This is a genomic window from Bradyrhizobium sp. Kon58 (assembly GCF_055807455.1).
In genome coordinates this window covers 49,511-68,153 of the sequence record NZ_JBVVOT010000020.1, presented here as the reverse complement: position 1 = coordinate 68,153, position 18,643 = coordinate 49,511, and the positions used below count along the sequence as shown (strand labels likewise).

The 18,643-nt window shown below is 64.2% G+C and carries 22 protein-coding genes; 7 read left to right on the top strand and 15 right to left on the bottom strand.

All coding sequences use genetic code 11. The features are described 5' to 3' along the window. Positions 1–38: 38 nt before the first annotated feature. The 5 genes from AC0L20_RS27415 to tolQ form a co-directional block, all read right to left on the bottom strand. Positions 39–2,369 (bottom strand): putative bifunctional diguanylate cyclase/phosphodiesterase, encoded by a 2,331-nt coding sequence (locus tag AC0L20_RS27415; RefSeq protein WP_456768023.1) that lies wholly within the window; start codon positions 2,367–2,369, stop codon positions 39–41. Positions 2,370–2,611: 242 nt separating this feature from the next. After that, positions 2,612–3,958: a Tol-Pal system beta propeller repeat protein TolB gene (gene tolB, locus AC0L20_RS27410; protein ID WP_007596313.1), complete on the bottom strand. Its 1,347-nt coding sequence runs from the start codon at positions 3,956–3,958 to the stop codon at positions 2,612–2,614. Positions 3,959–3,999: 41 nt separating this feature from the next. Further along, a complete protein-coding gene (locus tag AC0L20_RS27405; protein WP_473293845.1) occupies positions 4,000–4,959 on the bottom strand; it encodes a protein TolA in 960 nt (319 codons plus the stop codon). Between the two features lie 3 nt (positions 4,960–4,962). After that, positions 4,963–5,412, bottom strand: coding sequence for a protein TolR (gene tolR / locus AC0L20_RS27400; protein ID WP_018453789.1), 450 nt, complete (start codon positions 5,410–5,412; stop codon positions 4,963–4,965). 43 nt (positions 5,413–5,455) lie between these two features. Continuing rightward, positions 5,456–6,172, bottom strand: a complete 717-nt coding sequence (gene tolQ / locus AC0L20_RS27395) for a protein TolQ (protein ID WP_007596319.1) — start codon at positions 6,170–6,172, stop codon at positions 5,456–5,458. Between the two features lie 267 nt (positions 6,173–6,439). On the opposite strand from tolQ, the gene AC0L20_RS27390 reads away from it, so the two are divergent. Both AC0L20_RS27390 and AC0L20_RS27385 read left to right on the top strand, forming a co-directional pair. Then, positions 6,440–6,598: a hypothetical protein gene (locus AC0L20_RS27390; RefSeq protein WP_473293844.1), complete on the top strand. Its 159-nt coding sequence runs from the start codon at positions 6,440–6,442 to the stop codon at positions 6,596–6,598. Further along, positions 6,595–7,113, top strand: a complete 519-nt coding sequence (locus tag AC0L20_RS27385; RefSeq protein WP_027570338.1) for a DUF2231 domain-containing protein — start codon at positions 6,595–6,597, stop codon at positions 7,111–7,113. Before AC0L20_RS27390 ends, AC0L20_RS27385 begins: the two co-directional genes overlap by 4 nt. Positions 7,114–7,148: 35 nt before the next feature. Here the strand turns inward: AC0L20_RS27385 and AC0L20_RS27380 are convergent, their stop codons facing one another. Continuing rightward, on the bottom strand, positions 7,149–7,916 hold the full coding sequence (locus tag AC0L20_RS27380) for a serine acetyltransferase domain-containing protein (protein ID WP_473293842.1): 768 nt from the start codon (positions 7,914–7,916) through the stop codon (positions 7,149–7,151). 314 nt (positions 7,917–8,230) lie between these two features. Between AC0L20_RS27380 and AC0L20_RS27375 the strand changes: the two genes are divergently transcribed. Then, positions 8,231–9,394, top strand: a complete 1,164-nt coding sequence (locus AC0L20_RS27375; RefSeq protein ID WP_247431731.1) for an acyl-CoA desaturase — start codon at positions 8,231–8,233, stop codon at positions 9,392–9,394. Between the two features lie 206 nt (positions 9,395–9,600). Here AC0L20_RS27375 and AC0L20_RS27370 read toward each other — a convergent pair whose 3' ends face one another. From AC0L20_RS27370 to AC0L20_RS27350, 5 genes are all read right to left on the bottom strand, one after another. After that, entirely contained in the window at positions 9,601–10,086 is a 486-nt protein-coding gene (locus AC0L20_RS27370; protein WP_473293841.1) for a DUF2852 domain-containing protein, read from the bottom strand. Positions 10,087–10,206: 120 nt separating this feature from the next. Further along, positions 10,207–10,947, bottom strand: a complete 741-nt coding sequence (locus AC0L20_RS27365; RefSeq protein WP_473293840.1) for a TetR/AcrR family transcriptional regulator — start codon at positions 10,945–10,947, stop codon at positions 10,207–10,209. Positions 10,948–11,041: 94 nt separating this feature from the next. Next, positions 11,042–11,404, bottom strand: coding sequence for a hypothetical protein (locus AC0L20_RS27360; protein ID WP_473293839.1), 363 nt, complete (start codon positions 11,402–11,404; stop codon positions 11,042–11,044). Next, the gene (locus AC0L20_RS27355) at positions 11,401–11,847 is read right to left on the bottom strand and encodes a YciI family protein (protein ID WP_473293838.1); all 447 of its coding nucleotides are present in this window, start codon (positions 11,845–11,847) and stop codon (positions 11,401–11,403) included. The genes AC0L20_RS27360 and AC0L20_RS27355 overlap by 4 nt, the downstream gene beginning before the upstream one ends. Positions 11,848–12,006: 159 nt before the next feature. Continuing rightward, positions 12,007–12,372, bottom strand: coding sequence for a nuclear transport factor 2 family protein (locus AC0L20_RS27350; protein WP_473293837.1), 366 nt, complete (start codon positions 12,370–12,372; stop codon positions 12,007–12,009). Positions 12,373–12,526: 154 nt separating this feature from the next. Here AC0L20_RS27350 and AC0L20_RS27345 point away from each other — a divergent pair, with 154 nt between their 5' ends. The 3 genes from AC0L20_RS27345 to AC0L20_RS27335 all read left to right on the top strand — a co-directional run bounded on the left by AC0L20_RS27345 (position 12,527) and on the right by AC0L20_RS27335 (position 14,623). Beyond that, positions 12,527–13,315 carry an SDR family NAD(P)-dependent oxidoreductase gene (locus tag AC0L20_RS27345; protein WP_473293836.1) on the top strand — a complete coding sequence of 263 codons (789 nt, stop codon included), beginning with the start codon at positions 12,527–12,529 and terminating at the stop codon, positions 13,313–13,315. A gap of 82 nt (positions 13,316–13,397) precedes the next feature. Continuing rightward, a complete protein-coding gene (locus AC0L20_RS27340; RefSeq protein WP_473293835.1) occupies positions 13,398–13,835 on the top strand; it encodes a hypothetical protein in 438 nt (145 codons plus the stop codon). 434 nt (positions 13,836–14,269) lie between these two features. Continuing rightward, on the top strand, positions 14,270–14,623 hold the full coding sequence (locus tag AC0L20_RS27335) for a hypothetical protein (RefSeq protein ID WP_473293833.1): 354 nt from the start codon (positions 14,270–14,272) through the stop codon (positions 14,621–14,623). Between the two features lie 107 nt (positions 14,624–14,730). Here the strand turns inward: AC0L20_RS27335 and AC0L20_RS27330 are convergent, their stop codons facing one another. The 4 genes from AC0L20_RS27330 to AC0L20_RS27315 form a co-directional block, all read right to left on the bottom strand. Continuing rightward, entirely contained in the window at positions 14,731–15,144 is a 414-nt protein-coding gene (locus AC0L20_RS27330) for a VOC family protein (protein WP_456768012.1), read from the bottom strand. A 36-nt stretch (positions 15,145–15,180) separates the two neighbouring features. Then, complete coding sequence (locus AC0L20_RS27325; protein WP_473293832.1) at positions 15,181–15,717, bottom strand: SRPBCC family protein; 537 nt, start codon at positions 15,715–15,717, stop codon at positions 15,181–15,183. A 99-nt stretch (positions 15,718–15,816) separates the two neighbouring features. Beyond that, the gene (locus tag AC0L20_RS27320) at positions 15,817–17,127 is read right to left on the bottom strand and encodes an RNA polymerase sigma factor (protein WP_473293831.1); all 1,311 of its coding nucleotides are present in this window, start codon (positions 17,125–17,127) and stop codon (positions 15,817–15,819) included. Beyond that, positions 17,124–17,492, bottom strand: coding sequence for a YciI family protein (locus AC0L20_RS27315; protein ID WP_027570323.1), 369 nt, complete (start codon positions 17,490–17,492; stop codon positions 17,124–17,126). The genes AC0L20_RS27320 and AC0L20_RS27315 overlap by 4 nt, the downstream gene beginning before the upstream one ends. Positions 17,493–17,636: 144 nt before the next feature. On the opposite strand from AC0L20_RS27315, the gene AC0L20_RS27310 reads away from it, so the two are divergent. After that, on the top strand, positions 17,637–18,602 hold the full coding sequence (locus AC0L20_RS27310) for a 2-hydroxyacid dehydrogenase (protein WP_473293830.1): 966 nt from the start codon (positions 17,637–17,639) through the stop codon (positions 18,600–18,602). Positions 18,603–18,643 lie beyond the last annotated feature (41 nt).

The window sequence follows — 18,643 nt, the reverse complement described above, 5'->3', positions numbered from 1 at the left end:
ACAAGAGCCAAGACGTTGAAGGAGCAGGCAGTGAAAGATCAGGCGATCGATCGCGAGGACACCATGACGATCTGGTCCTCAGCCCCGCGCCGGCCATGCGAGGCATTGAGCAATTGGCGAATCCGGACTGCCGGCACCGGCCGGCTGAACAGATAGCCCTGCCCTTCGGTCACGGTGCCGTCGGCGCTGATCAGCTCGAGCTGATCATTGGTCTCGATGCCCTCGACCACGACCGCCATGCCGAGATCGGCCGACAGCCGCGCCACGCCGCGCAACAGCGTCAGCGGCCGGTCGGCATCGATGCCTTCGAGGAAAGAGCGGTCGATCTTCACCTTCTGCATCGGGAAATTGTGCAGGTAGCTGAGGCTCGAATAGCCGGTGCCGAAATCATCCAGCGAGATGCGCACGCCGATCGCATGCAATTGCGACAGGATGTCGTGCGTGAGCTGGGTATTGCGCAACAGCGAGGATTCGGTGATCTCGATCTCCAGCCGATGCGCCGGGAGCCCCGAAACCTCGAGTGCGTAGCGGATTTCGCTCAAGACGTCGCGCTGGTGGAATTGCTGCGGCGAGAAGTTGACGGCGACGTTGACGCCCTCCGGCCATTTCATGCATTCCATGCAGGCGCGGCGCAGGATCCAGCGGCCGAGATCGACGATCAGCCCCATGTCCTCGGCGACCGGGATGATGTCGACCGGCGAGACCGTGCCGCGCACCGGATGATTCCAGCGCAGCAGCGCCTCGCACGTCGTGATCTTGCCGGACTTCAGATTGACCAGCGGCTGGTAGAACAGCTCGAATTCCTCGTTGGCGAGCGCCTTGCGCAGATCGAGCTCGAGGATGCGGCGCGCCTCGACGGTCGCCGCCATCTCGTCGCGGAAGAAGCAGAAGGTGCCGCGGCCGTCGGCCTTGGCCCGGTACAGCGCCATGTCGGCGTTCTTGAGCAGCGTGTCCGCGCTGACGCCCTCCGGCGAGGTCAACGCGATGCCGACGCTGGCGCCGATCTCGACCAGATGATTGTCGATGCGGTAGCGCTCGCTCAGCCGTTCGACGATCCGGCGCGCCAGCGCGGCGGCGTCCTCGGGCGAGGAGATGTTCTCCTGGAACACGACGAATTCGTCACCGCCGAAGCGGGCGACGAAATCCTCAGGGCGCAGCATCTCGCGCAGACGGTTGGCGACCGCGCACAGCAGCTGGTCGCCGCAGGGATGGCCGAGCGTGTCGTTGACCTGCTTGAACTGGTCAAGGTCGACGAACAGCAGCGCGGACAGGCGCTCGGCGTCGTGCGAGATCGCCAGCAGCCTTTCGATCTCATCGCGGAAATGAACGCGGTTGGGGAGCGCGGTGAGGTCGTCGTAGCGCGCCAGATGCGTAATCTTGGCTTCGGCGCTGCGACGGTCGGTAATGTCCTCGAGCAGCACCACCGCGCCGCCGTCAGCCATCGGCTGCACAGTCCAGGACAACGACCGGTTTCGCTGCGTATCGGGATCGGCGGTGATGATCTCCTTGGCCTGCGAACTCTCGATGTCCGCGACGATCCGCTCGCCGCTCCCAGCCGAGATGGATCCGGCGCTGACGCACGCCGCGACGATGTCACGCGCGTTGATGCCGCGCTGCGCGAGACCTTCCGGCAGGTTCATCATTGCGCCGAAGCGGTGGTTCATGACCGCCAGCTGTCCGTCGACGCGGAACATGCAGAGGCCGTGCGGCATGTTGTTCAGCGCCGTATCGAACTGGCCGGCGAGCGCGGCTTCGCGTTCCCGAGCCACGACCGCACCCATGAAGATTCGGTGCAGATTCACCGAGAGCTGCATGATCGCCATCAGGAACGCGCCGCTGACCAGCGCCATCGCGATGTAATAGGGCGTTCCACGCAGCGCCAAGGCAAGCACGGCCGGACCGAAAATCAGCACGGCCTGGAGGTGAAAGATTGCAGGCCGGCCATATGCCCTGCCCGCGCCGCCCGCCGCGATTCCGGTGGTGACCGACAAGGCGATCATGTGGGCCACGGCGTCGTCCGTAGCCAACAGGGCGGTGGCGCACCAGATGCCGATCGCAGCCGCCTGGATCTTTGCCCCGATCTGATAGCGCTTCTGCCAGCGTGCGGCCGCCTCGACGGTCATGACCGCCTGACGTGCCTGATAGAGGCGCAGGTCGATCGCGCGCGCGGACCCGGCCAGCACAAGAAGTGCGACGCACGCCCAGATCAGCGGCTCGCCCGTCCTCAGGGCGGTGAGGGCCGCACCGATCGACACGAAAATGAGTCCGGCCAGCAAGGGGCCCGGCGCTTCGAACAGCGAATCGATTTGCGCCGCCGAAGTTTTCGGCGGCCGCTGTTCCGGCTCTCCGCTCTGACTTGCAAACTGCATCTGGTGTTTACGCGCGTCCTGTCTGGAGCGCAGTTTTACCGATCCGGTATGAAGTCTTTCTGAGGGAACATCGTTAAAGTCGAGTTGTTTTGAGTGACCAATAGTCGAAATACATCAATAGAAACAAACTCATGGGAAAAGTTTGCCGAGTGCAACCTTAAAGAACAATTATCGCGGGGAAACATCTGGCAAAGTTTTCGGAAAAGGCGCGCGGTCAAATCATCGCGCGCCGCGGGCAGCGGCTAGCCCGATGTCGAGGACAATAGCGGCGACCATGCCGGGTCGGAAGCGAAGCCCGGCGTCGGCACCTTCAGCTCGTTGCGCCCCGAGATGTCGACGGAGAACAGCGACGGCCCGCCGCTGCCGCCGGGATCGCGGAAGAACATCAGCACACGGCCGTTCGGCGAGAAGGTCGGACCTTCGTTGTGGTAGCCGGAGGTGAGAAGCCGTTCGCCGGAGCCGTCCGGCTTCATCACGCCGATCGAGAACTGCCCGCCGCCTTGCCTGGTGAAGGCGATGTAATCGCCGCGCGGCGACCACACCGGCGTCGAATAGGTGGCGTTGTTGTCGTCCTTGGAGAAGGAGATGCGCTGCGCCGCTCCGCCGCCCGCTGCCATGACATAGATCTGCGATCTGCCGCCGCGATCGGACTCGAAGCAGATGCGGGCGCCGTCCGGGGAGTAGGACGGAGAGGTGTCGATCGCGGGCGTGTCGGTGAGGCGCGTGGTCGAGCGCGAGCGCAGATCCATCACGAACAGGTTGGAATTGCCGCCCTGCTGCAGGCTCATGATGACGCGCTGGCCGTCCGGCGAGAACCTCGGGGCAAAGGTCATGCCCGGGAAGTTGCCGACAATCTCGCGCTGGCCGGTCTCGATGTTGAACAGGTAGACCTTCGGATCGCCCTGGCCGAACTCCATGTAGGTGATCTCTTGCGAATTGGGCGAGAAGCGCGGCGTCAGCACGAGGTCGGAGCCGCGGGTCAGATAGCGCACATTGGCGCCGTCCTGGTCCATCATCGCGAGCCGCTTGACGCGGCGCTCTTTCGGCCCGGTCTCGTCGACGAACACCACGCGGCTGTCGAAATAGCCCTTCTCGCCAGTCAGCTTCTCATAGATCTGGTCGGAGATGATGTGGGCGATCCGGCGCCAATATTCCGGCGAGGTGAAATATTGCTGGCCGGCGAGCTGCTGGCCGGTGACCACGTCCCACAAGCGGAATTCGGCCTTGAGGCGTCCGTCCGGCTGCCGCGTCATGCGGCCGGTGACGAGGGCCTGCGCGTTGAGGGTTTTCCAGTTCTCGAATTGCGGCGCGACGTCGATGTTGCTGATGCGCTCGATGAAAGCGGCCTGGTCGACCGGCGCGAACAGGCCCGAGCGCTTCAGATTGTTGGTGATGACCTGGGTGACGCCGTTGCCGACGTCGCCATCGGCCGGCGAGCCCGGCACAAAATTGGTGATCGCGATCGGGATCGGCCGAAACTCGGTGGGATCGATGCGGAGCCGTCCCTGCGGCTGCTGAGCGAAGGCCTGTCCGCCCCCCAGCATTGCGAGCGTCGATCCGGTCAGGGTCATGAAGCGGCGGCGGTTCATCGATCGAACGTCATTCATCGCAAAATTCTTTTGTTCGGATGTCACAACATGTCTTTCAGGCCGAAAGTCATCGGAATGAGCTTCCAGCTCTCGTATTGCTGCTTCGGCATGAACGAATAGACCTGACACTGCACGATGGCGCGTCTGGCACTCTCCGCCACCGCCTGTGCGATCGACCGCGACGGTCCCCTCACCGCGACGACGATCGGCTCGGACGCGAGCGATCCGTCGATCTTCATGGGGATGTCGATGTCGGCTTCGTATTGATCTGCATCCTGCCCGTTATAGGTCGGCGTGAAGCAGCGCTTCACCGCCCCCTGGAATGCCCCCCGCCAGGTCGCAATGTTGTTGGCGGCCGTTCCGCTCGTCGATCCCAGCGAGGCCGACGCATTCAGCGTCGAGCCGGCGAGTTCGTGCCGGGTCGCCGCGCGCTTGTCGAGATCGCGCTGGATCTGCGCGGGATCGAAGCTGCGCTCCTTGGGCTTGGGCAGCTGCTGCGGCTGCACGGCCGCGACCTTTTGCTCCGGCGGCTTGGGCGGCGGCTTCTTGGTTTCGAGCTTTTTCTGCAGCTCGGCGATCGGATCTTCCTTGGCCGGATCAGGCTTCTTTTCCTGTGGCTTCGGCTCTTCCTTCGGCTTCGCCTCAGCCACGGGCTTGGGCGGCTCGGGCTTCTTCTCGACCGGTTTTTCGACGGGTTTTGGCGGCGGTTCGGGCGTCGAGTTGGTCTTGATCAGCTCTTTCTTCTCGGTGACCTTGCCGACGGCGTCTTCCTCGGGCTTGGCTTCCGCAATCTTCTCGACCTTTGGCTTCGGCTCCTTCTTGTCGCCGGTCTTCTGCCCCGACATCATCTGCGCGAGCTGGTCGGTGGAGATGATGTCGATCGGCAGCGACTCTTCGGCCGGCACGAAAGCCCTGCTGCTGAAGGTGACGAGCCCCCATCCCAGCACGAGGACGTGGAGGGCAATCGACGCAACGAGTGTCTTGTCGACCTTCACCTTCACCGCTTACCCCTGATCCGCTTCCGTGACGAGGGCCAGCTTCTTGAAGCCTGCGCCGGACAACTGGCCCATCACCTTGGCCACCGTCCCGTAATCCGCCTTCTTGTCGGCACGCAGATAGATCCGTTCCTCGAGGCCGCCGCGCGCGTCCGTGATCGCCTTCAGCTTCGGGATCAGTTCGTTGATCGCGATCTCGGCGTCGTTGATGAACACCTTGCCCTTGATGTCGACCGACATCTGGATCGGCTTCTGGTCGTTGTTTTCGAGGCTCTTGGCCTGGGTCTGCGGCAGGTCGAGCGGCACGCCGACCGTCAGCATCGGCGCCGACACCATGAAGATGATGAGCAGCACCAGCATCACGTCCACCATCGGCGTGACGTTGATTTCGGCCACGACCGGCTTGCGCCGGCCACGGCGTCCACCGCCTCCGGACGAACTCGCAACGTTCATGCCCATGGTCTGGTGCCCAAATTGCCCTTCACACTATACATGCCGTCCGTCAGCCCCGCTCGTCGATCTGGCGCGACAGGATGGCTGAAAATTCATCGGCGAAGCCTTCGAGCCGCTGGGCCTGCCGGTTCACCTCGGAGGTGAACTTATTGTAGAAAATAGTGGCAGGAATGGCGGCGATAAGGCCGACGGCGGTCGCAAACAGCGCCTCCGCGATGCCGGGGGCCACCACCGCCAGAGAGGTATTTTTCGACGCCGCGATCGACTGGAAGCTCGACATGATGCCCCAGACGGTGCCGAACAGGCCGACGAACGGGCCTGCCGAGCCAACGGTGGCGAGCACCAGCAGCCGGCGTTCCAGCCGCTCGACCTCGCGGGCGATCGAGACATTCATGACCTTGTCGATGCGCATCTGAAGGCCTGCGACCGAGCGGGCCTGGCTCTCGAACGAACGCTTCCACTCGCGCATCGCGGCGACGAAGCAGGCCGCCATGGAATGCGTCGGCTTGGCAGAGAGCGTGCGATAGAGATCTTCGATCGACTCGCCGGACCAGAAAGCCTGCTCGAAACGGTCCATCGAGCGACGGGTGCGGGCAAACAGGAAGATCTTGTCGATGGCGATCGCCCAGACCCACACCGAGCAGGCGAGAAGCCCCAGCATCACGGCTTTCACGATCCAGTGAGCCTGCCAGAACAGCGCGATCAGCGACACGTCCGCGGAAGCGGCAACCGGAAGGGCTGACTGAGCCACGTCGGCCGGATTCATAAGCAGTATCCTCTCAAGGCGATCGTTACCTGATGTCCCGACCTAATGTCCCGGCAGCAAATGGCCGCCGGTTCCCCAATAGCCGCGCTAGAACCGGCGCGGCCGGCAAGCCCGCTCAAAGCCTTGTCTTTCTGGGGTGCAGGGCTCGTCCAAAGCCAGCCGCCTGCATTCCCTGCCAAGATGTCAAAACTATGGGCCCGACCCCAAGGCTCAGACTTCGGGCTCTGGGCGCGATTGTCCGCAATTACCAGAGCCCGGCGATGGTTAATGCTGGGTTACCGCAGGCGGATTTGGCTGCCGGAAAGCGAGCGGGCGCAGGCGGTTGGCAAGCTGCCGGCCCCGGCTGTTGCTGACATCACGTTGGAGGAACCAGCCCTCGCCCGAAAAATTGTCTGGAAAATCACTTTTCGCGAGGTTTTGCCATGAGTATCAACCCCAAGTCGACTGCCGCCATCGGCGATCATCCGCTCCACCCCATGATCATCCCGTTCCCCGTCGCCTTCCTGGTCGGCGCGCCCATCGCCGATCTCGCCTTCATCGGAACCGGCGACGGCTTCTGGGCCAGAGCCGCCATATGGCTGATCGGCGCCGGCATCGTCATGGCGCTCGTTGCCGCCGTGGCCGGCTTCACCGACTTCTTCAGCGACGCCCGTATCCGCAGCCTCAACGATGCCTGGTATCACATGGTCGGCAATCTGGCGGCGGTCGTGCTGGCCCTGATCAATTTCTACCTCCGTTATGCGCAAGGCGCGGAGGCTGCGGTCAAGCCGTGGGGCGTGGCGCTCTCGCTGATCGTGGTCGGCATCCTCCTGTTCACGGGATGGAAGGGCTGGGAAATGGTCTACCGGCATCATGTCGCGGTGCTGGACGCGCCGGGCCAGACCAGTTCGGAGCCGGTCACGCCGCATCATGGCGGCGAGCGCCACCGCCGCGCCGCCTGAACGAGGAGCACGTCGCCTGATGACTTGAGGGCGAGTCAGGCCGCAGAAGCGGGTTCGGGGCAATTGGTCAGCCGCGCCGGATTGCCGACTGCGGTGCAGCCCGGGGGCACGTCGCTCGTCACGACGGTGTCGGCGCCGATCTTTGCAAAATCGCCGATTCTGACGTTGCCGAGAATCGTCGCGCCGGAGCCCATGAACACGCCGCGACCAACGCGAGGCGAGCGCGCCGGCAGTTCCGTGCCGCGACCGATGCTGACGTTCTGAAGGATGGTGGCCTCGTCGCCGATCGCCACATCGGCACCGATCACGATGCCGGTGGCGTGGTCGAGATACACCGACGATCCCAAGCTCGCCGCCGGATGAATGCTGACCTGCAGGACGTTAGACGCCTCGTTCTGAAACAGCAGCGCCGCGTCGCGGTGGTCGTGATGCCAGAGCCAGTTCGAGACGCGCCAGGCCTGCAAGGCGACGTAGCCCTTGAAATGCAGCAGCGGCGCCAACAGTCCGGTGATGGCGGGATCGCGGAGCACGATGGCCTGCAAGTCGCGGCCGGCCGCCTCGATCAGATTCGGCTGGCCATTGAAGGCGTCGCGGGAAAATGTCGTGAAGCGCTCGCGTTCAGCCGCGCTGTCGCCAAGCCGGCGTCCGATCAGGTCCGACAGTGCGGCGGTAAAATCGTCATGGGCGAAGATGAGACCGCCAAGAGTCCGGCCGAATATGGGGTCGGCTGCCGCTGCGCGTTGCGCCTCGTCGCGGATCTTCTGCCAGAGGGTCTCGCTCGGCGTGATCGCAGCTTCCGTCATCGTTGCCGCCTGCGATGTTTTGACGCTTCCTTTTCGCTGTCGGATATAGAGCGTCGGCCGCGCGCGCGCCACGCTCCCCGTGAGGCTACGAGCTTGCATGCCAGGCGCCCGGGATCATATATATGGACGAAGTCGAGTTCCCGGCCGAAGCTATGGTCTCAGGATCATGCTGCCGCGCTGGCCCGGGTTGTTCAGGCAAAGTATCTCGTTCGAAGCCCCGCAGCGGTCCGCCACCCCCGGGTTTGTCGTACACAGCGGCCCTCAGTGCTGCCGAAGCGACTCCGGATCCCCGTCATCCAAGGTCACGCCAATCCATGTCGCCCAACGCTTCCGCCGACGACCAACACGACGACATCATGTATCCCTCCGCCCTGCCGTTCCTGCTGGTCCATCTCGGCTGCGTTGCAGCCATCTGGACCGGCGTGACCTGGCAGGCCATCGCGATCTGCGCCTCGCTGTATGTCGTCCGCATGTTTGCAATCGGAGCGGGCTACCACCGCTATTTCTCCCATCGGGCTTTCGCGACCGGCCGGGTGTTTCAGTTCATCCTGGCCTGGCTTGCGCAAAGCACCGCGCAGAAAAGCGTTTTGTGGTGGGCGGCCAAGCATCGACATCATCATCTGCATTCCGATACCGAAGACGACGTGCATTCACCGCGTCATCGAGGCTTCCTCTATAGCCATCTCGGCTGGATTTTTTACCGGGAGCACGATGGCACCGACCTCGTGAAGGTCGGCGATTTCGCTGCCTATCCGGAGTTGATGTGGCTGCATCGCCTGGAACTGCTGCCGGCCATTACGCTGGCTGCGCTCTGCTTCCTGGTTGGCGGGTGGTCCGGCCTCGTCGTCGGCTTCCTGTGGAGCACCGTGCTGGTTTATCACGCGACCTTCTGCATCAACTCCCTCGCCCATGTGCATGGACGCAAGCGGTACGTGACCGGCGATGATTCTCGCAACAATTGGCTGCTGGCCTTGTTCACCCTCGGTGAGGGCTGGCACAACAATCACCATGCCTACCAAAGCAGCGTGCGGCAAGGTTTTCGCTGGTGGGAAATCGACGTCACCTATTACATCCTGAAGGTGCTGTCCTGGTTCGGCATCGTCTGGAACATGAAGTCGCCGCCCGAGCAGGTGCTGCGCAACGAGCAGCCGCTTGGCGCACGCGTCATCAACCGGGCGGCCCGTGAGCTTGCCGGACGGTTCGATGCGCAGACACTGGCGCATGCGATCTCGTCGGCGCTCCGCCGAGCCGATTTGGCCCAGCTGCAACTGCCGACGCTGCATGACATCCTCGGTCGCGCGCATGAAGGCGTCGATGCACTGACGCATCTGCATTTGCCGAAGATTCCGACCCGCGAGGAGTTTCTCGCCGAGGCCAAGGCGATGTTCGCGCGAACGCGATCACTCAACGAGATCGTGGACTACGCCTACGAACACTTCCTGGAGTCGGTTCGCGCGCAGCTCGCCACGGCGCGCTGACCAAGTCTCTCTCTCTGGACCAGACTTCCAGACCAAGACTTTTCCAAACCAAGGCAATCCGGACGGTCGCGGCAGCCTGAGGCGCATTCCCAAAACCAAACCGCCCGCCTGCGGGTTGCGCAGGCGGGCGGCTCGGGGCCATCAGGACTTTGGGGGCATGCGCCTGACGGCTTTGAGAGGCGTCAGTCCCGAGATCAACCTTGAGATCAACCTTGCTGCTGGTCGGTCGGCGGCGGGGTCGGGCGCGTCTTGTGTTGCGCCATGAACTGGTCGAACTCTTCCTTGTCCTTGGCGTGACGCAGACGGTCGAGGAAGTTCTTGAACTCGACCTGCTCTTCCTCCAGCCGCTGCAATGTCTCGGTGCGGTACTCGTCGAAGGCGCGGTTGCCGCTCGAGGGCGGGCCGAAGCCAAAGCCGAAACCGTGGCGCTCCGTGCGGCCGCGCATACGGTCCATCTTGTACTGCATCCGCTCCATCTTGTTCTGCCAGCGATCCTGGTTGCTCCAGCACGACATTCTTCTGCTCCCGAGTGTGAAAAAGAGAAGGGCAAGTCCGATCGGCCACCAGATGATGAAGCCGAGGATGGTCACGGCGATCCAGCCGGGATGCCAGGGCGTATTGAGCATGTGGGGGCGCTCGTAGTGTTGGTCCGAAGGGCCGCGCCATCGATTGACATCAGCGGTGTAGGCCATTTCCCTCTCCATGACGGCATCAGCGCCGTTGTGAATGTAAATAACATTTACATAGGTAGATCATCCCGCGATTTTGTCAAGCCGACCGCCTGACAGGGCGGGGGAATTATTTGGGTAACTTTATTTCGGCTTGCCCCAGGGACCACCGGGGGGCACGCCCGAACCGGAGGATGCCTCCGGTGGCACCGGCGGCGGCTCGGCGCTTTTCGCCGGGGGACGGCGATCGGTCGGGAAGCCGAGACCGCGCAGATAGATCAGCACCTCGGCTTCGAGCAGCTCGTCCGGCGACATCGGCAGCTTTCGACGCGCAGCATCGCCGCGGGAGAACAGCGAGGCCACGCCATGCGCCATCGACCAGATGTGCAGCGCCATCATCATCGCCGGCGGCCGCGGGGTGCCCGGCGGCGCCAGCGCGGCAAGCCGCTCCGCCGCGGCACGAATGATGTTGAAAGCACGTTCGCTGGCAGTCTGGAGCGCCGGATTGGAATCCACCGGCACGCCCGATTCGAACATCGCATTGTAGAACGCCGGCTCCTCGCGGGCGAAGGCCAGATAGGCCCTGCCGACACGCTCGAACGCCGTGACGGTGTCGGGCCGTCCGTCGTCCCAGGCCGCGGTCAGGCGCGCTTCGAACTGCTCGAAGCCACGCTGCGCGATCGAGGACAGCAGTTCTTCACGGTCGCGAAAATGCCGGTACGGTGCCGCCGCGCTGACGCCGGCCATGCGCGCGGCATCGGCAAAGGTGAAGCCGGCCGCGCCCTTCTCGGCGATCAATCCAAGGGCGGCCTGCAACAGGGCTTCCTTCAGATTGCCGTGGTGATAGCCGCGCTCGGCGCGGCGCGTCTCCTTGCGCCAGCTCATGTGAACGACCTTTACATGAGCCGGCGGTGAACGTCACTAGCGGCGGCCGGGTTGATCGGCCGTATTCTTCCGGGTCCGGCACGGCCGCCGAAGTCTAGCCGCCAGGGATCGGCAGCACCGGCATGATCTCGACGCGTTCGCCGGGGAAAATCGCGAAGTGCGGGTGGTTCTCGAACATCTTCGCCGCGGCTTCATGGGATGCCGCGCGCACCACGGTGAAGGCGCCCATCTCGTTGGCGATGTCGGCAAGGCCCTTGCCGTCGACCTTCTTGGTCTTGCCGAGCGGCCCGCCCATGGCCTGGATCGCGCCCTGGTGCTTTTCGACCCAGCCCTTCCAGGCCGCCATGCCCTCCCGCTCCTTCGCCTTGCGCTCGGCCTCGGGCATCGCATCCCATGCGGCCCATTTGGAGCTGGTCTTGCTGCCGAGGAAAACGGCGAGATAGGTGTCGGTGCTCATCGGTTCTCTCCCTTGATGATGGATGGACGAAGCTGCGGCCATTTCTTGAGGTCGCCGAAACCGGCGGCGGCCTCCTGCACGTCAGGCGGAAAGTCGCTCATCTCCTGCACCTGACGGATCTCGATGATTTCGTTCGGTGCGGCCGGACACCGCTTGGCCCAGGCGATCGCCTCGGCACGCGAGGTAACCTCGATCATCCAGTAGCCGCCCAGCACCTCCTTGGCCTCGGCGAAGGGACCATCGGTCACGATCGGCTTGCCGGCCGCAAACGAGACGCGCGCGCCCATCGAGGGCGGGTGCAGGCCGTCGAGCGTGATCAGCACGCCGGCGTCCTTCAGCGCCTCGTTGTAGCGCATCATCGCAGCGACCCGCTCGGGATCGAGTTGAACGTCGGGCGCCGCGGTCTCGTAGCCGAGCGGGATCATCAGCATCATGAATCGCATGAGCATTCCTTGCGTGCTTTTTCGTTCGGGTTGCGCGGCGAGGCGCCACTCCGGATGGACGGGAGCGACGGCCCGGGCGCCCGCCCTCACCTCCAAGACGAAGGAACCTTGACGAAACCGACAGGTGACGAAAATTATTCTGGAGATTATTGGCTGGCGCTAGCGCGCCTGCGGCAGGAACCGCCCGTCCTGCCGGGCAGCGCCGAAATAGACGTCGATGCGGCGGACCTTGCCGCCGGCAAAGGTGAAGAACTCGGTATTGCGAAAGCTCCTGCCATCTGTCGCCAAGCAGAGATAGGTGACGAAGGCCTCGTCGCCCTGGACGAAAATCCGCTCGATGTCGTGCCGCGCAATCCAGCCGGTGTCCCTCCAGCAACGCTCGAAATAGGCCGCCTTGTCGAGGTCATCGTCGAACGGGCTGGTGAAGCGGAAATCGTCGGCTAACGCGTCGGCGACCCGTTGCCGGTCGTTGGCGAGATATGCGGCGAAAAGGTCTCGAATCCGGCGCTCGTGATCGTTGGACATTCCGGGTCTCCCTGGCAATGATCCCCTGGAAGACGATCCATCGAGGACCGTCCCGACATCGTGCCTTCGAGTTAAGACCTTCCTCGTCGGAACGAAAGCGAAGTAAAAGAGGCTCGCGCTCGCGCGACCAATCTTTCATAAGGACGATCAGCCAATGCCCCCTACCCCGCACCGCGCTGCCCTCGTCACCGGAGCCGCGCGTGGCATCGGGCTTGCGACCGCGAAGAAGTTTTTGACCGAGGGCTGGCGGGTGGCGTTGCTCGACATCGAGGGCGAGCTGCTCGGCCGCGCGGTCGCCGAGATCGGCCGGCACGACGCCACGCTGGCGCTGACCTGCGACGTCTCGGACGCCGCCGCGGTTGCCGCCGCGATGACGACCGTCGAACAGCGGTTTGGCCGACTCGACGCGCTCGTCAATAATGCCGGCATTGCCGTGTTCGCGCCGCTGATGGAGACGTCGGAGACCGATTGGCGACGCGTGCTCGAGGTCAACCTCACCGGGCCGTTCCTCTGCACCAAGGCGGCGGTGCCGCTGATGCGCGACGGCAATGGCGGCGCCATCGTCAACATCACCTCGATCTCGGCGGTGCGCGCCTCGACGCTGCGCTCGGCCTACGGCACCAGCAAGGCCGGCCTCGCGCACCTTACCAAGCAGCTCGCGGTCGAGCTCGCGTCCCTCAACATCCGCGTCAACGCGGTCGCGCCGGGACCGGTCGATACCGCGATGGCGAAGCAGGTGCACACCAGGGAGATCCGCGCCGACTATCACGACGCCATCCCGCTCAACCGCTACGGCCTGGAAGAGGAACTCGCCGAAGCCATCTACTTCCTGTGCTCGGAACGATCGAGCTACATCACCGGCCAAATTTTGGCCGTCGATGGCGGCTTCGATGCGGCTGGCATCGGCCTGCCGACGCTGCGCGGCGAACGGCGGAACGGATAGACACGGCGTAGGTTGGCCTAGCGAAGCGTCACCCACCTCTTCTCATTGGCCTATCCTACGGACTCGAATTCGCGGAGGCTTCATGCGACGCGTCACCTTCCTCAAGGCCTCGATGCTCGCATCCGCGCTGCTCGCCGCCACGCCTGCCTCGGCCGAAATCCGCATCATCCAGTCGCCCGGTGGACAGGTCGGGCCGTTCCTCGATTTGTTCGAGAAGGTGCGCGAGAGCGGCGAGCGCGTGGTGATCGACGGTCCCTGCCTGTCCGCCTGCACGCTGGTGCTGAGCATCGTGCCGGGCGAGCGGATTTGTGTGACGAAGCGTGCCGTGCTCGGCTTCCATGCGGCGCGATCGGTCGATCGGCGCGGACGCTTCTACGCCGAGCCGGAAGCATCCGACGCGGTGCTTGCGGCCTATCCCGGCCCGGTGCGCGACTGGATCAGCCGCCGCGGCGGCCTCTCGTCGCGGTTGCTGTTGCTGAAGGGGCGCGACCTCGCCGCGATCTATCCGCGCTGCCGGTGACGATCAGGTGGACGGAAGCGCCCGCCAATTCCGCCCGTCACACGCTTCCTGAGTTCTAATAGAAACTCTGGATCAGCTCGGTCAATTCCATGCTCGCGCAGATGAGCATACCCCAAAGTGCAAAGTTGATCTGCAGCGCCGCCGCCATCGGTCGCTCCCCTTCCAAGTACGCCCGCCCCAGTTTTTAAAATTTTATGACGAAATAAATAACGATTCTGCCCCGGAGTTCACAGCCTAATATTGCGCCAGTTGTTGTGCGATGCGGTCCGCATCATTTCACGAAGCGGCCTCACTGCTCTCGCAATGTGGTGCGACACCAAAATTCATATTCGGCCGTGTCGGCCAGGCGTTTCCCTTAGGTTCCATTTGAGCGGTGCGACGCAAGCTTCGGCAAGCGGACTTGGCGCGTCGCATACAACACCCAAGGGCCCGGCATGATGCGACACGGCTTTGTCTTGCTCACTTTTTGCGCAACGCTCATGGGATGCGTGGTCGCGCCTGCGCAGGAACGCCGTCCGATCGCATGGGACGGCCTCGGTCAGGATCCGAACCGTCCCTCTGTCATGAAACGTCGTGTGGCGACCCAAGCTCCCGCGGCGAGTGATCCGAATCAGGAGCGGGAGAGAGTCCTCGGCACCTTGCGCCCGTACTCCGCGGCGTGGTGGGCAATCCATGACGAAATCGAAGCGGAGAATGACAGGCAGCTCGGGACCAAGCTCGTGATCTGTCCGCGCTGCGTTCCCTCCGCCCAACCACCGAGCAATGACGTGACCGGATCGATCCGCTGAGAGGGCGCACAGTCGATCGGCACATGACTCAACGTCTCATGCGCGCCCCTCTCCGCATCGTCGGGGAGAGGGGATCGCCGCCTGGCGCGTCAAACGATCGCGCCTTGTCACATTCCCTCGGCCGGGCAGTTCACCATCCAGGGAATGCCGAACTTGTCGACGCACATGCCAAAACCCTTGGCCCAGAACGTCTTGCTGAAGGGCATGGTGACGGCACCGCCATCGGCGAGCGCGTTGAACTTGCGCTCGCCCTCCGCGGGGTCCGCGACCGTCAGCGAGATCGAGAAGCCCTGCGGCTTGTGAAAATGCTCGCCCGGTACATCGGACCCCATCAGCACGGTGCCGTCAGGCAGCGACATCCGCGCATGCATGATCGTCTTCTCGCGGCCGGGCGCCGCGGCCATGTCCGGCGGTGCGTCCGACGAACGCATCATGGCGTCGATCTTGCCACCGAGCACCTTGGCGTAATAATTGAATGCCGCTTCGCAGGTGTCCTGATAGAACAGATAGGGATTGAGCATCGTTTCTCTCCTTTGCTTTCATTCGGGGTGACGGCGCTACTTCTCGGTGAGATTCTTCAGGCTGGCCAGGCCCGCCTCGAAATCGTTGCCGATCATGCTGTCCATGTTGATGAACACCTGCATGATCTTGGACAGGAACGGGGCCGGACCGGACATCGCCCACGTGACCAGTGTGGCATCGCCTTGCGGCACAAAGGTGAACTCGGCGGTGTTGTGGCCTTCGAAAGGCCGCTCGAAATCGAGCTTGATGCGGAGTTTTGACGGCGCACTCGCCTCGAGGATCTCCATATGGCCGGCGCCGACATTGTTGTTGCCGTCCCAGGCATAGGTCGCGCCCCTTCCTTCCGTAGTTCCGCCGAAGCTGCGCTTCATGGCGGGATCGCGGCCCTCGTAGGGGGACCAGGCCGTCCAGCGATGGAAATCGGCGACCAAGGGATAGACCGCATTGGCCGGCGCTTTGACGGCGAGGCTGCGTTCGACGCGGAATGTGTCGGGCTTCGTCAGGGCGAAGACGAGCACCCCCACGATTCCGACTGCGAACAGGAGGGCGATGACGGCAATGGCTCTCAGCATGAATGGCTCCCTGGATACGGTCCTAGGACGAAGGGAGGGGGCCGGGTCCGACAAGGCGAAGCGGAAATTTTGCTCCGCCCGAAGCAGGCGCTCTCTACGTCACCTTGGCGCCTTGACCTTGGCGTCTTGCCTGGCGCCGCCATTGGCGCCCTTGGGCTGGCTGTCCCGGATCAGGCGATCGAGATGCATGCGGATGTGGGCGGCTTCTGCGGACGTGTTGGCGAGGGCGATGGCGCGGTCGAAGGCGATGCGGGCTTCGTCATTGCGGCCGAGCTGCATCAGGAAGGCGCCGCGTACGCCGTAGAAATGGAAGTAGTTGGCAAGCTTTGGCGCCAGCGGCTCGATCAGGTCGAGCGCGGCTTGCGGTCCGCGCACCTTGGACACCGCAACCGCGCGGTTGAGCGTCACCACCGGCGAGGGCTGCACCACCTCCAGCGCACCATAGAGCAGGTCGATCTGCGCCCAGTCGGTCTCCTCGGGCTTCGACGCGCGGGCATGCAGCGCGGCGATCGCGGCCTGGATCTGGTAGGGCCCGCTACGGCGATGGCGTATCGCCTTGTCGATCAGCGCGAGGCCTTCCGCGATCATGGTGCCGTTCCACAGCGAACGATCCTGGTCGTCCAGCAGGATCAGCGAGCCATCCGCGGCAAATCGCGAGGCACTGCGCGCATGCTGCAACAAGATGAGCGCCGTGAGGCCCATGATCTCCGGCTCGCTCTGGAACAGCCGCAACAGCAGCCGCGCCAGCCGGATCGCTTCCTCGCACAGCGGCTTTCTGATTGCGGCGGTGTCGCCGCTCGCCGAGTAGCCCTCGTTGAAGATCAAATAGATCATCGCGGCGACGACGGCGAGCCGCTCCGAGCGCTCGACCGCGCCCGGCGTTTCGAACGGCGTCCCGGCCTCCGCGACCTTTGCCTTGGCACGCGTGATGCGCTGCTCCATCGCCGCGTCCGACACCAGGAAGGCGCGCGCGATCTGCTTCACCGTCAGGCCGCAGACGATACGGAGCGCCAGCGCGATCTGCTGCGTCGCCGGCAGCCCTGGATGGCAGCAGATGAACATCAGCCGCAAAATGTCGTCGCGGTAGTGCGAGCCGTCGAGCCGCTCGGCGAGCGCGCCCTCGGCGTCGTCGAGATCGGAGATCGCCTGGTCGTCTTCGGGCAGCGGCTGCTGCTTGCGGGTGCGGCGCACCTCGTCGATCGCAACGTTGCGGCCGACCATGATCAGCCAGGCCGCGGGATCGCGCGGCGGCCCGTTCTGCGGCCAGGTCTTCAGCGCGCGCAGGCAGGCGTTCTGGAAGGCCTCCTCGGCGGTGTCGAGATCGCGGAAATAGCGCAGCAGCGCGCCGACCGCCTGGGGGCGCGCCGAGGTCAGCGCGGTCTCGATCCAGGCGGTATCGGCCTCGCTCACGTCAGATTCCCTCCGGGCCTGAACACGCCCACGGGCCGCACTTCATAGGCACCGCCGGGATTGGCCGATCCGAGGTCGCGCGCAACGTCGAGCGCCTCGTCGAGATTCTTGCAATCGACGATATAGAAGCCGAGCAACTGCTCCTTGGTCTCCGCGTAGGGGCCGTCGAGCACCAGCGGCGGGTCCTCCTTGCGCAGCGTCGCTGCCGCAGTGGTCGGCAGCAGCCGCGCCACGGGGCCGAGCCTGCCCTGCTTCGCGAGACCTTCCTGCACCACGGCGAGCTTCTTCATCACGGCCTCATCCTGGTCCTTGCTCCAGGAGCCGACGAAGTCCTCGTCGTGATAGCAAAGGATCGCATAAAGCATGGGCAGTACCTTCTCTGAGCGCTTGTTTTGAAGACGATCCAGTATGCCTTGCCCCGACATGGCTGCGGAAAAAAATTGCAAGAAAAATCCGGCAGATCGTGCCAAGGAGGGCCTTCAAAAGCGGAACCTCAAGAGGCACTTCGAATGACCGTGGGCACACTGGCCGTCCTGATCAACAGCACGCAGCAGAACTGGCTGCCGGAGCGCTGGAAGGCCCGGTTCGACGCGGTCGGCGGCGGCCGCCGCGTCGTGCTGCTGCCCGATGCCGGGCTCGATCCGGCCGAGGTGCACTATGCCGCGGTGTGGAAGCCGGTGCCGGGCGACCTCGGCTCTTTCCCCAATCTGCGTGCGATCTTCAATCTGGGCGCCGGCGTCGATGCGCTGATGGCGGACAAGAGCCTTCCGAACGTGCCGCTGGTGCGTGTCGCCGTGCCCGATCTGACCGGCCGCATGACCGAATACGTCGTGCAGCACGTGCTGATGCACCACCGCCAGGAGCTTTATCTGCGCCAGTCGCAGCGCGAAAAGCGCTGGGAGCCGACATATCAATGGCCGGCGAGCGCCGTCACGGTCGGTGTCATGGGACTGGGCACGCTCGGCGCTGACGCGGCCGATGTGCTGCGGCGGCTTGGTTTCCGCGTCGCCGGCTGGAGCCGCAGCCCGCGCACCATCGCAGGCGTCGAATGCTTCCATGGCGCCGGGCAGATCGACGCGTTCCTGCGCACGACCGATATCCTCGTTAGCCTGTTGCCGCTGACGCCTGATACGCACGGCATCCTCAACCGCGACGTCTTCACCAAGCTCAACCGCAAAAGCCCACTCGGTGCGCCCGTGCTGATCAACGCCGGCCGCGGCGGCCTTCAGAACGAAGCCGACATCCTTTCTTGCCTCGACGACGGCACGCTGGGCGCGGCCTCGCTCGACGTCTTCGTGCAGGAACCGCAGCCGGCGGATAGCCGGTTCTGGACCCATCCCAAAGTGTTGCTGACGCCGCACAACGCCGCCGATACCGACGCCGATGCGATCTCGACCTATGTCGCCGAGCAGATCGCGCGGTTCGAGGCGGGTGGGGTGCTGGAGAACGTGGTGGACCGGACGCGGGGGTATTGAGACCTCACGGGCCACCCGGGCCCGTAAAATCACTGATCGCC